This is a genomic window from Mycobacterium sp. WMMD1722, from assembly GCF_049315205.1.
In the GTDB taxonomy this organism is placed as follows: domain Bacteria; phylum Actinomycetota; class Actinomycetes; order Mycobacteriales; family Mycobacteriaceae; genus Mycobacterium.
Map to the genome: position 1 here is coordinate 2,203,353 of NZ_CP186056.1, position 14,431 is coordinate 2,217,783.

The 14,431-nt window shown below is 69.0% G+C and carries 15 protein-coding genes; 7 read left to right on the forward strand and 8 right to left on the reverse strand.

Translation table 11 applies throughout. The features are described from left to right. Positions 1-2: 2 nt before the first annotated feature. Both ACN27E_RS10470 and ACN27E_RS10475 read left to right on the forward strand, forming a co-directional pair. Complete coding sequence (locus ACN27E_RS10470; RefSeq protein ID WP_422748822.1) at positions 3-1,124, forward strand: phosphotransferase family protein; 1,122 nt, start codon at positions 3-5, stop codon at positions 1,122-1,124. Beyond that, entirely contained in the window at positions 1,124-2,263 is a 1,140-nt protein-coding gene (locus ACN27E_RS10475; protein ID WP_422748824.1) for a hypothetical protein, read from the forward strand. The genes ACN27E_RS10470 and ACN27E_RS10475 overlap by 1 nt, the downstream gene beginning before the upstream one ends. Here the strand turns inward: ACN27E_RS10475 and ACN27E_RS10480 are convergent. Beyond that, on the reverse strand, positions 2,247-2,525 hold the full coding sequence (locus tag ACN27E_RS10480; RefSeq protein WP_422748826.1) for a hypothetical protein: 279 nt from the start codon (positions 2,523-2,525) through the stop codon (positions 2,247-2,249). The two genes, ACN27E_RS10475 and ACN27E_RS10480, sit on opposite strands and share 17 nt — an antisense overlap. A 199-nt stretch (positions 2,526-2,724) precedes the next feature. Continuing rightward, a complete protein-coding gene (locus ACN27E_RS10485; protein ID WP_422748828.1) occupies positions 2,725-4,230 on the reverse strand; it encodes a flavin-containing monooxygenase in 1,506 nt (501 codons plus the stop codon). A gap of 118 nt (positions 4,231-4,348) precedes the next feature. Between ACN27E_RS10485 and ACN27E_RS10490 the strand changes: the two genes are divergently transcribed. Further along, positions 4,349-5,707 carry a flavin monoamine oxidase family protein gene (locus tag ACN27E_RS10490; RefSeq protein ID WP_422748830.1) on the forward strand — a complete coding sequence of 453 codons (1,359 nt, stop codon included), beginning with the start codon at positions 4,349-4,351 and terminating at the stop codon, positions 5,705-5,707. Here the strand turns inward: ACN27E_RS10490 and ACN27E_RS10495 are convergent. From ACN27E_RS10495 to ACN27E_RS10505, 3 genes are read right to left on the reverse strand one after another with little or no spacing between them, the layout of a single operon-like run. Then, positions 5,704-6,651 (reverse strand): alpha/beta fold hydrolase, encoded by a 948-nt coding sequence (locus tag ACN27E_RS10495; RefSeq protein ID WP_422748832.1) that lies wholly within the window; start codon positions 6,649-6,651, stop codon positions 5,704-5,706. The genes ACN27E_RS10490 and ACN27E_RS10495 overlap by 4 nt on opposite strands. Before the next feature lie 58 nt (positions 6,652-6,709). Continuing rightward, positions 6,710-7,420, reverse strand: coding sequence for a sensor domain-containing protein (locus ACN27E_RS10500; protein ID WP_422748834.1), 711 nt, complete (start codon positions 7,418-7,420; stop codon positions 6,710-6,712). After that, complete coding sequence (locus tag ACN27E_RS10505) at positions 7,393-7,887, reverse strand: hypothetical protein (RefSeq protein WP_422748836.1); 495 nt, start codon at positions 7,885-7,887, stop codon at positions 7,393-7,395. The genes ACN27E_RS10500 and ACN27E_RS10505 overlap by 28 nt, the downstream gene beginning before the upstream one ends. 255 nt (positions 7,888-8,142) lie before the next feature. Between ACN27E_RS10505 and ACN27E_RS10510 the strand changes: the two genes are divergently transcribed. The 3 genes from ACN27E_RS10510 to ACN27E_RS10520 all read left to right on the forward strand — a co-directional run bounded on the left by ACN27E_RS10510 (position 8,143) and on the right by ACN27E_RS10520 (position 10,465). Further along, complete coding sequence (locus ACN27E_RS10510) at positions 8,143-8,826, forward strand: MspA family porin (protein WP_422748837.1); 684 nt, start codon at positions 8,143-8,145, stop codon at positions 8,824-8,826. 323 nt (positions 8,827-9,149) lie between these two features. Continuing rightward, positions 9,150-9,812, forward strand: a complete 663-nt coding sequence (locus tag ACN27E_RS10515) for an MspA family porin (RefSeq protein ID WP_422748839.1) — start codon at positions 9,150-9,152, stop codon at positions 9,810-9,812. A gap of 8 nt (positions 9,813-9,820) precedes the next feature. Further along, complete coding sequence (locus ACN27E_RS10520; RefSeq protein WP_422748840.1) at positions 9,821-10,465, forward strand: hypothetical protein; 645 nt, start codon at positions 9,821-9,823, stop codon at positions 10,463-10,465. Here the strand turns inward: ACN27E_RS10520 and ACN27E_RS10525 are convergent. Continuing rightward, positions 10,426-11,586: an NAD(P)-dependent alcohol dehydrogenase gene (locus tag ACN27E_RS10525; RefSeq protein WP_422748842.1), complete on the reverse strand. Its 1,161-nt coding sequence runs from the start codon at positions 11,584-11,586 to the stop codon at positions 10,426-10,428. The genes ACN27E_RS10520 and ACN27E_RS10525 overlap by 40 nt on opposite strands. 43 nt (positions 11,587-11,629) lie before the next feature. On the opposite strand from ACN27E_RS10525, the gene ACN27E_RS10530 reads away from it, so the two are divergent. Continuing rightward, entirely contained in the window at positions 11,630-12,601 is a 972-nt protein-coding gene (locus ACN27E_RS10530; RefSeq protein WP_422748844.1) for an NADPH:quinone oxidoreductase family protein, read from the forward strand. A gap of 7 nt (positions 12,602-12,608) precedes the next feature. Here ACN27E_RS10530 and ACN27E_RS10535 read toward each other — a convergent pair whose 3' ends face one another. Together ACN27E_RS10535 and ACN27E_RS10540 are read right to left on the reverse strand one after the other, a co-directional pair. After that, the gene (locus ACN27E_RS10535) at positions 12,609-13,076 is read right to left on the reverse strand and encodes a hypothetical protein (RefSeq protein ID WP_422748845.1); all 468 of its coding nucleotides are present in this window, start codon (positions 13,074-13,076) and stop codon (positions 12,609-12,611) included. A gap of 121 nt (positions 13,077-13,197) precedes the next feature. Beyond that, entirely contained in the window at positions 13,198-14,352 is a 1,155-nt protein-coding gene (locus ACN27E_RS10540) for an MFS transporter (RefSeq protein WP_422748846.1), read from the reverse strand. Positions 14,353-14,431: the final 79 nt, after the last annotated feature.

A 14,431-nucleotide genomic window follows, 5' to 3' on the forward strand; every position in this document is an offset into this window, starting at 1 on the left:
GCATGGCACAGGAACCGGCTGTCGAAGACGTCGGCCGCTTGCAACGCGCCAGCCGAGACGTCACCACCCTGCCCGGGATCATGTCCCGCTGGCTGGGCACTCGTCTCCCCGGCGGCGCCGACCCCGAAGTTCTGGTCGAAAGCGGAATCGACGCGAACGGGATGAGTTCGGAGACCATCGTCCTCACCGTGCGACACGACGAGATCGACGAGAAGTTCGTGGTCCGGGTGGCGCCGCGGTCCGAGGATGTCCCCGTCTTCTCCGAGTACCGCATGGACCATCAGTTCGACGTGATCCGACTGGTCGGCGAGCTGACCGAGGTACCGGTGCCGACGGTGCGCTGGCTCGAGGACAGCGGCGACGTGCTGGGCACGCCGTTCTTTCTGATGGATCACGTCGACGGTGTCGTACCACCCGACGTCATGCCCTACACCTTCGGCGGCAACTGGCTCTTCGACGCCTCGCCCGAGCAGCAGCGGGCACTGCAGGACCACACCGTCGACGTCCTGGCGCAGCTGCACTCCATTGCCCGACCCACGGACAGGTTCACCTTCCTCGACGACGGGTCCGACGACAACGCGCTACGGCGAAACTTGAACTGGCTCAGGAACTGGTACGAATTCGCCGTCCCCGACATCGGCCGCTCGACGCTGATCGAGGAGGCGCTGGCGTGGCTGGACGCACACTGGCCGGCGGAGGCCGCCGCCGCCGATCCCGTCCTGGTGTGGGGCGATGCCCGCGTGGGTAACGTGCTCTACCGCGACTTCCGGCCGGTGGCCGTGCTGGACTGGGAGATGGCCACGCTCGGCCCGCGGGAGATGGATGCCGCGTGGACGATCTTCGCGCACATGGTCTTCCAGGAGCTGACCGCACTGGCGGGCATGGCGGGCATGCCGGAGTTCATGCGCGAGCAGGACGTCCGCGCGGCCTATGCGGAGCGCACCGGTATCCAGCTGGGCGATCTGCACTGGTTTTACGTGTACTCGGGGGTCATCTGGGCCTGCGTGTTCATGCGCACCAGTGCGCGACGCGTCCGGTTCGGCGAGATCGAACCACCGACCGATGTGGAATCGCTGTTCTACCACGGTGCTCTCCTGCGCCGTCTGATCGGAGGAAGCACCTGATGCTCGGCCCCATGGACGAATTCCCGGTACACCAGGTCCCGCAACCCATCGCCTGGCCGGGCTCCTCGGACCGCAACTTCTACGACCGTTCGTATTTCAACGCCCACGACCGCAGCGGGGACATCTTCCTGATCACCGGTATCGGCTACTACCCCAACCTGGGGGTCAAGGACGCCTTCGTGCTGGTGTCGCGACGCGGCGACGGCGAGAAGGGTCTGCTGGGCGACACCCATACCGCGGTGCATCTGTGCGACGGCATCGATCAGGACCGGCTCAAGCAGCGTGTCGGTGACTATCGCGTCGAAGTGCAGGAACCACTGCACCGGCTCCGCATCGTGATGGACGAGACCGAGGGGGTCGCCGTCGACCTCACCTGGGAGGGTCTGTTCGACGTCGTGCAGGAACAGCCGCACATCATGCGCACCGGCAACCGGGTGACACTCGACGCGCAGCGATTCGCCCAACTGGGTTCCTGGAGCGGCCGTATCGCGATCGATGGGCAGGAGATCGCGGTCGATCCGCAGACGTGGATCGGGTCCCGCGACCGCTCGTGGGGCATCCGTCCGATCGGTGAGGCGGAGCCGGCCGGCCGGCCCGCGGACCCGCCGTTCGAGGGGATGTGGTGGCTCTACGTGCCGATGGCCTTCGAAGACTTCGCGATCGTCCTCATCATGCAGGAGGACCCCAGCGGGTTCCGCTCGCTCAACGACTGCACCCGGGTGTGGCGGGATGGACGCGTCGAACAGCTGGGCTGGCCACGGGTGAAGATCCACTACACCTCCGGCACCCGAATCCCGTACGGCGCCACGATCGAGGCCACCGCGGCGGACGGGACCCCGCTGCGCTTCGATGTCGAGTCCAAGCTCCCGGTGCCGATCCACATCGGTGGCGGCTACGGCGGAGACAGCGACTGGACCCACGGGCTGTGGAAGGGCGAGAAGTTCACCGAGCGCCTGGATTACGACCTGACCGATCCGTCGGTGTCGGGACGGGCGATGTTCGGCGTCATCGACCACGTCGGTCGAGCCACCTGCGACGTCGATGGTCGCACGGTCGAAGGCTGGGGACTGTTCGAACACGGCGCGCTGGGCCGCCACTACCCGTCCGGCTTCACCGACTGGCTCACGCTCGCCCCTTAGCGAACCGGCGGTGCAGCGTTTGGCGTGACACACCGAGGATGCTGGCGAGATCGTCGCGGGCGGCGGCGAGTTCGCGCTTACTGGTTCCCGACCAGATGTCGTTGAGCACGGGATCCGGGACGTCGCGCTCCGCAGCGTCTTCGGGTTGCGAGCGGGGCGCCCGCGCTTCGAGTTCGGCCTCGAACTCCTCACGGGACCGCTTCAGGATCTCCGCCAAATTGGGATCGGTCGCCCACCACGGCTGCTGGACTTCCTCCACCATGTCTGCTCCCCCGCGCGTCAACACGGCTTGACGCCGTTCATCGGAAGTATTGCCGGGCCCACCGACAACTCGGACTCCCGGACAACCACCTCTCGCCGGCGCGTCAACACAAGCTGACACCGCGCGGAGAGAACCTATGCCGGGACTCTCGGACACGCCGCCAGATCGCGGTCTTGGGTTTCCCTCCGTCTCGATGCGGTCAGGCGGGCTGCGTCTGCTGCGCGGGCACTCGACCGAACACCATCGACTCCTCGATCCGGTCGAAGCGGTGGTCGATCGCGTCCAACACGTAATTGTGCCGCACATGCCAGGGCCGCCGAGTGCCCGAACGCGGCAGCGCGTGGGGTGCACGCTGGACGTAGCCCGCCGCCAGGTCCCACGCCGGCTTCTCCTGCATTGACGCCTGACCGACATGCGGATAAGCGTGGGTGTAGCCGTGCTCGTTCATGAACGCCAGCAGATTGGCCACCGCCCGGGCGGTCATATCGGCGCGCAGCGTCCACGAGGCATTGGTGTACCCGATGCACCAGGCCATGTTCGGCACGTCCTCGAGCAGATACTCCTTGTAGACAAAACGATCGGTCGGTTTGATCTCGTCGCCGTCGATGGCGATGCGGATGCCGCCCAACGCCTGCAGCTGCAGCCCGGTCGCGGTGACGATCACGTCCGCGTCCAGATGCCGCCCCGACTGCAGCACGATGCCCGACGGGTCGACGTGGTCGATGTGGTCGGTGACCACCTCGGCCCGGCCGTCGGAGATGTGCTCGAACAGGTCGCCGTCGAGCACCAGGCACATCCGCTGGTCCCATGGGTTGTAGCGCGGTTTGAAGTGGACGTCCACGTCGTAGCCCGGCGGCAGCGCAGCCACCGTGCGATTGCGGATCAGCCACCGCCCGAATCGCGGCGCCTTGCGGAACATGGCGTAGGTCAGGACGTGGACCATGGCGTTACGGAATCGCACCACGGTGTGGGAGAGCCTGCGCGGCAACACTTTGCGAAGGAACGTGACCATCGGATCGAAGCGCGCCATCGACATCATGTAGGTCGGCGAGCGCTGCAGCATCGTCACGTGCGCCGCCTGCTTGGCGAGCGCGGGGATCAGGCTGATGGCGGTGGCGCCGCTGCCGATGACCACCACCCGCTTGCCTGTATAGTCCAGCGACTCCGGCCAGAACTGCGGATGCACCACCTCCCCACCGAACTGCTCGATTCCGGGGAACTCCGGCGTGTACGGCTCGTCGTAGTCGTAGTAGCCCGTCCCGCAGAACAGGAACCGACCGCGGTAGAGCTTCTCCTGCTCGCCGTCGGGACCCGAGACCACCGCCCGTACCGTCCACGTGTCGGTGGTCGAGTCCCAATCCGCCGAGATGACGCGCGTGTCGAAGCGGATGTGCGCGTCGATGCCGTACTTGCCGGCCATGTCGGTCAGATACGCGCGGATGTCGGCGCCGTCGGCGACGTTCTCCGGACGCGTCCACGGCTCGTACGGAAAGCTCAGCGTGAAGATGTCGCTGTCGGAGCGGATCCCCGGATACCGGAACAGATCCCAGGTGCCGCCGATGCGGGATCTGCGCTCCAGCACGGTGTAGCTCAGCTGCGGGTTCTTCTCGCGAATGCGGTACGCCGCGCCGAGTCCGGATATCCCCGCCCCGATGATCAGCACGTCAACGTATTCACCGGGATGCTGGCTCGCCTCGCTGCTCATCGATCGATTCCTCCGTTGGTCCCGTCCGGTACCACCCACCTTAGGACGCCACGGGGGGCCGCGGTCGCGATCTCACCGAGCGATTCCCCGCGAACGGAGGACGTGAGACTCTGGTGGGGTGAGTGCACCAGCCGAAGCCGAGGTCGCGGTGGTCGGCGCCGGTTTCGCCGGTTTGACGGCGGCCCGCGAACTGCACCGGCTCGGCCGTGACGTGGTGGTCTTCGAAGGCCGCGCACGGGTCGGTGGCCGCTCGTACACCGGGGAGGTCGCCGGCGTGCCGGTGGATCTCGGGGCCACCTTCGTGGGCCCGACGCAGGACGCGGTCAACGCGCTGGCCACCGAGCTGGGCTGCCGAACCGTGCGGACCCACAGCAGCGGCAAGAACCTCATCCGCTGGCGTGGCCGCGTCCGGTCCTACCGCAGCACCATCCCGCGCCTGTCCATCCTGGAGCTCCTCGACGTCTCCCGCATCCAGTGGCGATTCGAACGGCTGTGCAGACAGGTGCCGGTGGCCGACCCGTGGACTGCGCCGACGGCCCACCGGCTCGACGAGCTCACGCTGGACGCGTGGCTGCGGTCGGTGCACGCCGGCGCCTCGACGCGCGATCTGATGGCGATCATGTCGCGGGTGACCTGGGGGTGTGAACCCGATGTGGTGTCGATGCTGCATGCGGTGCGCTACGTCAAGGCCGCCGGGGGAATCGGACGCATGCTCGACGTCCAGGGCGGTGCCCAGCAGGACCGTTTCCCCGCCGGCACCCAGCAGATCGCGCAGCGGATGGCCGAGCAACTCGACGGGCGCGTGCTGATCGATGCCCCGGTGCACCGCATTGAGCGCCTCGACGACGGCCGGCTGTGCGTCGACGGCTCCGCCGGCTGCACCACCGTGCGCGCGGTCGTCGTCGCGGTCGCGCCTGCCCACCGGCTCGGCATCACCTTCACCCCGCCGCTGCCCAGCGGCCACACCGAGCTCGCCCGGCATTGGCCGCAGGGCCGGCTGAGCAAGGCCTACGCCGCCTACCGCACCCCGTTCTGGCGCGACGGCGGCTGTTCGGGTGAGGCGCTGTCCGACGTGGGCCCGGTGTTCATCACCTTCGACGTCAGCCCGTCCGACGCGGGTCCGGGCATCCTGCTGGGCTTCACCGATGCGGCGACCTTCGACGTGCTGACGCCCGAACAGCGACGCGAACAGGCGCTGACCGGTTTCTCCGCGCTGTTCGGTGCGGCGGCTGCCGAACCCATCGATTATCTCGACCATTGCTGGGGCACAGACGAATTCGCCCCAGGTGGCCCGACGGCAGCGGTCCCGCCCGGCGCGTGGACGACCTACGGCGCAACGCTGCGCGCACCGGCGGACGGCATCTTCTGGGCCGGCACCGAAACCGCCGACCAGTGGACCGGCTTCCTCGACGGCGCGGTGCGCTCGGGGCGGCGGGCGGCGGCGGAGGCGGACCGCCTGCTGGCGTCGCGGGCCTAGGAGGTGGCGCGCTGCGACCCGAACGCCGAGTCGGCGAGCGCACGCAGGGCCTGATTCACCTCGCGCGGCCGCTCGAGGATGGCGCAGTGACCGCCCGGCAGCTCGAGGAACGATTCGAGTCGGGGCACCAGTTCGGCGATCCGGCGCGACGAGGTGATGGGCAGCAGCCGGTCCTGCGTGCTGCCGATGACCAGGGTGGGCACCGTGAGGTGTTCCAACCCGATGTGGTTGGGGCCGAGGTTGTCGACGAGCACCGCGGCCCAGCCGCCGCGGCCCGCAGGGGGCGTGCCCGCGAACAGTTCGTAGACGAATCGCGCAACGGCGGGGTCGGCGGTGCGGCCGACCGCCAGAGCGGAGATGAAACGCCGGTTCGCGCGGTGCGCCGCGGCGGGCAGCGGGGTCGCGCCGAAGCGTTTGAGCATGGTTCCGGCAGCCAGCACCCGGGTGGCCGCCAACCGCTGCGGCACCGGCAGGAACCGTACGTCGCGCAGCAGGTCTCCGGTGGTGGTGTTGATCAGCGCCACCGCCGCCGCCCGCTGGGCCACTTGCGCGGGGTATCTCCGGGCCCACGACGTGATGGCGATGCCGCCCATCGAATGACCCGCGATCACGGCCCGTTCGTCCTCGCCGATGGTCGCGGCCAACACCGCGTCGAGGTCGGCGGCGAGCAGATCGAGGCTGTAGCCGGTGCGGCGGGGCGGCACCCCGCTGCGTCCGTGGCCACGGTGGTCGAAGGCGATGACCCGGTGATCGCGGGCCAGGTCGGCGATCTGATTCGCCCATACCCGCAACGCGCAGGTGATGCCGTGTGCCAGCACGATCGGTGCGCCGCCCTCCGGTCCGAAGACCTCGGTGTGCAACCGCACCCCGTCTTCGGACCGAACCGGCACCACCCGTCGCGGGGGCAGCGCCTGCTCGGCGTCGAACGTGGCGATTCGCCTCAAAGCTGCTCCGATCGTTCCGGCTACACCGACGGGGAGGTCAGCTTAACCGTCGTCGGCCTCAGCGAACCCCGGACTCGATGAGAGAGGCGATACGGTCCGCCTGGTCGACCGCAGCGGCGCCCGCGCGGCAGGCCTCCACGTCGACGACCACGTTCGCTGCAACGGTCAGCACCCGCTGGCACGACCGCAGCTGCTCCCCCACCCCCCGCGACACGCCGATGGCCAGGCGGTCGGCGCTGCGGTCCAGCCGCCCGCTGCGCCACTTCGGCAGGGCCTGGCCGTTGAGCGTGATGTTGACCGTGTGGTCGGTGCAGTGCGCCCAGCGGTCAGCGGACTGGGTGAAGAACGCCTGAGCCGCCTGGGCCGACGGGTAACCGATCACCGCCTGGACGACCTGGCTGGTCCAGTCCTCGGCGTCCGGCGCTCGCAGGGTCTGGCGGCGCATGGCACTCCAGCCACGCCCATCCTGCTCCCCGTACACGGCCGCCTCACCCACATGCCAGATCCCGAGGCAGCTCACATTCGTAACCAGATTGCGGTTGTCGGACATGTGGTCGACCACGGGTTGCGGCGACATGGCGACTCCCATGACGGCGTCGATCGCATCGGCGGTGGGAATCAGCATCTCGAGGTCGCGGTCGGGCACCGGGTCGGTGGTGCGCTCGACGGCGCCCGATCGGACCGTACAGCCGCCGAGGAGCATGGCGATGGCGACAACCGCTGCGGCACAACGCAACACGGTCAGGCGTGCGTTCCGGCCGCGGCACATCCCTGCTGCGCGGCGACGGCATCGGCGTTCAGCTCGGTCGCGGTGACGTCCAGCGTGTCACCGGTGCCCCGCAGACCCATCTTGAGGAGCAGTTTGGTGGCGTCGACCGACCACATCCGCATGGGATGTGCGATGTCGGGCGGTAGCCCCGGGGTGTTCGCGGCAGTCAGCGCGGCGGCGGCACCCTGCCGCAGGGCCGTTCGGCCGACGACGTTGCTGTCCGCGACGGCCGCGTTGCCGGTGGTTGCTCCGGCGTTCTCGTCGAGCGCGTCGGCGAAGTCGCCGTAATACGTCGCGGCGGCGTCGAGCACCTCGGCGAATTGGGCGCAGGCGGTGACCGCGGCCGGATTGGCATCCGGGGACGTCGGCGAAGAGATCTGAATGGGCTGGGCCGACGCCGCCGGAGTCGTCGCGATCGCGGCGACGGCCGCGACGGCCAGCAGGGTCAGCGATGCCGTTCTCTTCACGACCCAACACAGTCGAGGTTGCAGATGTCCCCCCGGTGACGCCCAACCCAACCGGTGGTGTCGGCCGACGGATCATTTCGGTTGCTCCCCCGCCGCCACCGAGAGCGCGCTAACAGCAAAGCTCTTCAGATGACGCGTAGCCGGCCTTCAGTGTTTGCGATCAGTTCACGGTCCGCTCATCCGGCCGGTGGAAGCTCCGACGCGTCAACACCGTTCGATTCGCTCGACTCGGACCCGAGAGGCGCAACCACACCCATGTTCAATCGCTATGCCATCCTGGCCGCCGCCTGCCTGGTGGCTCCGGTCTGGGCCGCACCCGCGGCGCCGGCCCAGCCGGCTCCGGCCGACCCCGCAGCGCAGCCGGTCGCCAACAGCGCGCCCCCGCCGCCCGCCGGCGCCGTTCCCTCGGGCCCGGCCGGCATACTGGACACGCCCGACGGCTGGCATCTGGAGGTGGCGGGGAGCGATGAGAGCCAGCTTCCGGTGGCGCCGCTGACCACCGCCGTCTCCTCCCGCGAGTACCTGGTGGGCGGAACGTTCACCGGGACCATCAGCGGCTCGGGCAGCACCAAACTCAACGGCGGGACGTTCGAGGTCGGCGAGCAGATCGGATGCGGCATCATCTCCGACGAAACCGAGATCAACCCCGGTGCGAGCCTGACCCCGGGCATCAGCCTGCCGTTCACCAACAATGCGACGCTGGGCACCGGTATCAGCCTGCAGGGCAAGGTCTATCTGAAGCCCGGGACCGTGACCTCGGTCGCGTTGAACAAGAAGTCGTTCAAGGGCACGTCGACCCGGATCAGCCTCACCGGGGTCCGCATCAAGACCGACCAGTGCGCGGGCCAGTCCTTCATCCGCTCCTACGCGACGCTGACGAGCTCCACCGACAACACCGACGACGTGATCACCTACATCGGGTTCACCAAGGCCGTCTGACACCGGAACACCGCAGGCGCGGTCGGCAGCCACGGGCTGTCGACCGCGCCTGCTGGCATATCTGGCTGTCGGGGTCGGCCGCACAGTTCACCTTCCCGCCGCAACCGCGGCCCGCTGTGAGTTTGCTGCAAGACTCGTGACGGAGTCCTGAGCGGCGCCAAGCAAACGTCGGTGACCTTCGCCCGCCGACGTCGAACCGTCCCACATCCGGCCGCTCTCGTTCCCCGGGCGTTCACCGCGGAGCCACCCGTCCCGTGGATGCTCCATCGCGACAACCAGTTCGACCCCCAAGGTTTCGGACCACGAGAGGTGCGGCCATCTTCATGTTCCTTCGTCTTGCTGCCCTAGCTGCTGTCGGCGTGCTTGTTTCCGGGATCGGTGCGCCGTCGGCCTCCGCGCAGCCCGTGCCGCCGCCGCCCCCGCCGCCGGACACCGGTGTGGTGGCCTCGGCGCCCCCCGGTGTCGTGACGACGCCGGACGGATGGGTGCTCACCGTCGCCGCCGCGAACGAGACGCAGCTGCCCGTCGCACCGTTGACCACCGCGGTGTCGTCACGCGAATACCTCGTCGGCGGAACCTTCACCGGGACGGTCACCGGGGACGGTTCGACCACACTGAACGGCGGGGTGCTCGAAGCGGGCTACCAGATCGGCTGCGGCATCGAGCTCGGGCAGGTGCGGCTCATCGGCCAGGTGGGTCTGAGCACTTCCGGGTCGTCGATCACCGGTGGCATCGTCCCCACCGGCATCAGCGCACCGATCTCCGGAGTCATCGAGATTCATCTGAAACCCGGTACTGTCCAGCAAATTTCGGTGAACAAGAAGTCGTTCAAGGCCGCACCTGCGCGCGTGACCATCAAGGACACTCACGTCAAGATCGACGGGTGCGTCGGGCAATCGTTCCTGCGGTCCTACGCGACGCTCACCAGTTCGACGACCGACACCGACGACATCGTCGCCTATTACGGCGTCACGAAGACGGTCTGAGGCCTCCGATGTCGATTCCTGGTCGCGAGCCGCTGCATGCCGCCCGCCACATCGCGCGGGCCACATCGGGTCTCGTCGGCATCGCAGCGACGGTGAGTCTCGCGGCACTGGCGGGCGCACAGCCGCCACCCGCGCCGCCGGGACCGCCGTTGCCGCCCCCGCCGCCGGGGCCGCAGGTGCCGGTCATCGGTGCCCCGCTGGGAACCGGAGGGCTGGGCGTCCTCGCGCAGTCCGGCCTCGCGCCGGCCGGTCCGCTGGGCGTTCCGGCGCTACCCGGCATCGACCGCGACACCGTGCTGGGCCAGAACGTCGCGCCGGCTGCGCCGGGCGCCGGCCCGGGCACGCCGCCGAACCTGAGGGTGTTCAACAACGCCTATGGCGTACCGCTCAACGAAGCGCCCGCAGCACCGGGCGCGGGCACGGTCTTCGACGTGGCACCCGGTCACGAGGCCGACGACGTCACCGGTCGCGAGTGGCTGGGCCGCTACATCGACCTCTACCGCGACGGACAACTCAAGGGTTCACTGCTGGGTCAAACGCCGCAGAGTCAACTCGGACTACCGCTGCCGGGCACGGCGCCGCCACCGGGAACCAATTTGCCGCCGGGGCTCATTCAGTACTCACCGGTGTCACCGCCGCCGCCCGGTGGTTGATCGACAGCGCCTGTCGCCGTTGGTCTTTCGGCAAGGGTGAGGACCGGCTTGACCGCTGCGCCGGCGCGAGCCGCAGCCCAGGCCCGATCGAAATCCGCGAAGTCGTAGCGGGTGACGATGCGCTCGACGGGCAGCTCCCCGCGGCGCAGGAGGTCGACCAGATGCGGAATGAAACGCTGGGGTTCGCTGTCTCCCTCGACGACTCCGCGCACGGTCAGCCCGTTGCCCATGATCAGGCCGACCGGCAGCGGTGCGACCGGCGCACCCAGTCCGACGACGGCCAGCTGACCGCGGGGCCGCAGGGCACCCAGGGCGGTGGACAACACATCGGGTAGGGCGGTGGTGTCGACGGCCGCTTGCGCACCGCCTGCGGTCAGCTCGACGATCCGCTCGGCCACCTCGCCCTGGACCGGGTCGATCGTCGCCGTGGCCCCCAGCGCGGACGCGAGCGCCCGCCGATCGGACACCGGATCCACGGCCACGATGGTGCGGCACCCGGCGATGCGTGCCCCCATCACCGCCGAGAGTCCGACCGCCCCGGCCCCGAAAACCACGACGGGGTCCTCGGGACGCGGCTGCAACGCATTGAGCAGTGTGCCGACACCGGTCTGCACGCTGCATCCCAGCGGGGCGGCCAGCACCGGGTCGACGTCGTCGGGTATCACCACGGCGTTGCGGCGACGGGCCAGTGCGACCGTGCCGTGGCTGGACTGCCCGAAGAAACCCGCACCGATCGGTCGTCCGCCGATGTGCAGCGCGGCGCCGTCACCGCCGCCGTCACCGCGGAGGTTCAGCGTGGTGGAGTGTGCGCAGTAGGCGGGTTGCCCCGCGGTGCAGTAGGCGCAGGTCCCGCAGCTGGCGAAGCTGAGCACGACCCGCGAGCCCGGATCCAGCCCGGCTTCTGGTCCCGCCTGGATGACGGTGCCGCACCCCTCGTGTCCGAACACCATCGGCAACCGCCGTTGCGGCCATCGGGCGGCGACGCTGACGTCGGTGTGGCAGATCCCCACCGCATCGATACGGACGAGGATCTCGTCGGCGCGCGGCGATCGCACCGACACGTCGGTCAGCACGGGGTCGGCCCCGGATTCCAGCAGCACCGCGGCACGGGCATCGATCACCCCGGGATGTTAAATGGTGCACATCGGCGACAGAAAGGTGGTCATGCGCGCCATTCAGGTAACCCGGCTCGACGGTCCCAGCGCTGTGGAACTCGTCGATGTCGACGAGCCCGAGGCGGGCGGTCAGGTCGTCATCGACGTGCACGCGGCGGGGGTGGCCTTTCCCGACGCCCTGCTGACCCGTGGGCTCTACCAGTACAAACCCGATCTCCCGTTCAGTCCGGGCGCCGAGATCGCCGGAGTGGTGCGCAGCGCTCCCGAGGGCTGCGACATCTCCGCGGGGGACCGGGTGGCCGGTCTGACGATGCTGTCGGGTGGCATGGCCGAAGTCGTTGCGCTGCCGCCCGATCGGGTTTTCCCACTCCCTGACGCGGTGTCCTTCGAAGCCGGCGCCGGGCTGTTGTTCAACGATTTGACGGTGCACTGCGCGCTGCGGACCCGCGGCCGGCTCGCTGCGGGGGAAACCGTCCTGGTGCACGGCGCGGCGGGCGGAATCGGAACATCCACCCTGCGGTTGGCGCCGGCGTTCGGCGCGGCGCGCACCATCGCCGTGGTCAGCACCGAGGACAAGATCTCCGTGGCGCGGGCCGCCGGTGCGTCCGACGTCGTGCTGGCCGACGGGTTCAAAGATGCGGTGAAGGATCTCACCGGGGGGCGCGGCGTCGACATCGTGGTTGATCCGGTCGGCGGTGAACGGTTCACCGACTCGCTGCGCTCCCTGGCCCCGGGCGGACGCCTCCTGGTGATCGGATTCACCGGCGGCGACATCCCCACCGTGAAGGTCAACCGGCTACTGCTCAACAATGTCGACGTCGTCGGAGTGGGTTGGGGCGCTTGGACATTCGCGCACCCGGGTTACGTACGCGACCAATGGGCCGAACTCGAGCCGCTGCTCGCCAGCGGGGAGATCAGCGCCCCCCGACCGGAGGTCTACGCCATGGAGCAGGCGGCCGATGCCATCAGCGCGCTGGAGAACCGGTCAGCCCGCGGCAAGGTCGTCCTCGCGGTGCGATGACCGTCCCTCAGGATGCGGCGAGATAATCCATCGGCGGTCCGTTCGGGCCGACGGCGTCCTGGTCGGCCACGGCCGTCGCGATCTGCTGACCTGAATGGACGGTGGCGAACACCGACACCCGGTCGTCGACGGTGAAGGAGGCGGCCGGACTGGCGGCCTGCTGCCGGTCGAGGGTGACCGCGGTCGTGTCGGGAGTGATGCGGTAGGTCTGAAGCACTCCGTCATCACTGCGGGTGGTCACCGAATCGGCCGTCACCGCGACGACGGTGCCGTTCTGGGTGACCGGCCCACTCGTCGAGGCCTGCGGCAACGGTGCGGGTGCATCGGCGGCGTCCGGAGTCGAGAAGTGAACGAACGCACCGGTCAGTACACCGGCCGACGCCACCGCGAACGACAGTGACCCACCGATGAAGACCGGCCAGGACGTCGGCCGGGCCCGCTGCACCGGCGCGGGAGAACGATGCTTTGCGCTCATACCTCTCAACCTCACAGGAGTTTGCTCTCTGCCGGGATCTCTACCCGACGTGCCGCCAAGCAAAACCGCCGCACCGTGCGCTCACCTCGCGCATGCATCCCTGACCTGCGAGAACGCCCGTTCAAATCGCGGTTGAAATCGTCAAGTGACGAACCGGGATGGCCAGGGTCACCGCTGCCACCGCCAGCCCCACGACCAGCATCACCACCATCGGCCAGCGCCCGTGCACCCACGCGATACCGCCGAAGAATCCGAAGAAGCTGGAACCGGCGTAATAGCTGATGTTGTAGAACGCGGTCGCCTGGTTGCGGGCGCGGTTGGCCCGCGCGGCGACCATGCTCGACGCCGCCGCGTGACCGACGAACATGCCTGCGGTGAGCACCACCACACCGGCCAGAATGATCGGTAAGGCCCGGGCCAGCGTGATCAGGGCGCCGCAGCACATCAGCAGGCACGCGCTGATCAAAACCGTCCGCTCGCCCCAGCGCTGGGTGAGGCGCCCCGCAACCCGGGATCCGAATGTGCCGGCGAGGTAGGCCAGAAAGATCAGTGAGATCACGGTCGGCGTGAGGAAGTACGGCTCGTCCTCCAGCCGGTACGGCAGGTAGTTGAACACGACGACCATCCCGCCGATGAGCAGGCCACCGATGCCGAACAGGCACAGCATCGCGGGGTCGCGCAGATGTCCGCGGCCCGGCTCGGGGGTGCCGGTGACCACCGGGGCCGCGGGCGTCACCGCGGCGAGCAGCACCATCAACAGTGCGACCAGGCAGCCGAGCAGGAAAAGCGATGTCCGCCAACCGAGATGGTCGGCCACCGGCACGACGAGCAGCCGTCCGCTCAGACCACCCAGGGAGGTGGCGGCCACATAGCTGCCGCCCAGCACGACGGCCCGCTTCGGGGAGACGAACTGGTGCGGCAGCGCCATCGCCAGCGCCGGGATGCCGCCGAGCGCGAGGCCCTGCACCAGGCGGCCCGCCACCAGGGCCTCGAACGAGGAGAACCACGGCACGATGAGCGCGCTCAATCCCGCGCCGAGCGCTGCCACCCGAAGCGGCCCGCTGGGCCCGAATCGATCCGCGAGTGTGGCCCACGGCAAGACCGACACCGAGAGTCCCAGGGTGGCGGCCGACACCAGTAGCGAGGCGCGCGAGGCGTCGACGCCGGAATCGCGCGAGATCTCCGTCAACAGGCCCTGAGGCGCGTACATCGCCGAGAAGGCGGCGAGCCCGGCACACCACAACGTGATCGCGAGGCGTCGGTCGTTGACGTGCACTCGACCGAGTCAACAGTGCCGCACTTATATAGTGAAATACCCAATCCGGGTTTCAGTGAGAGGCAGTGGCTATAAATGG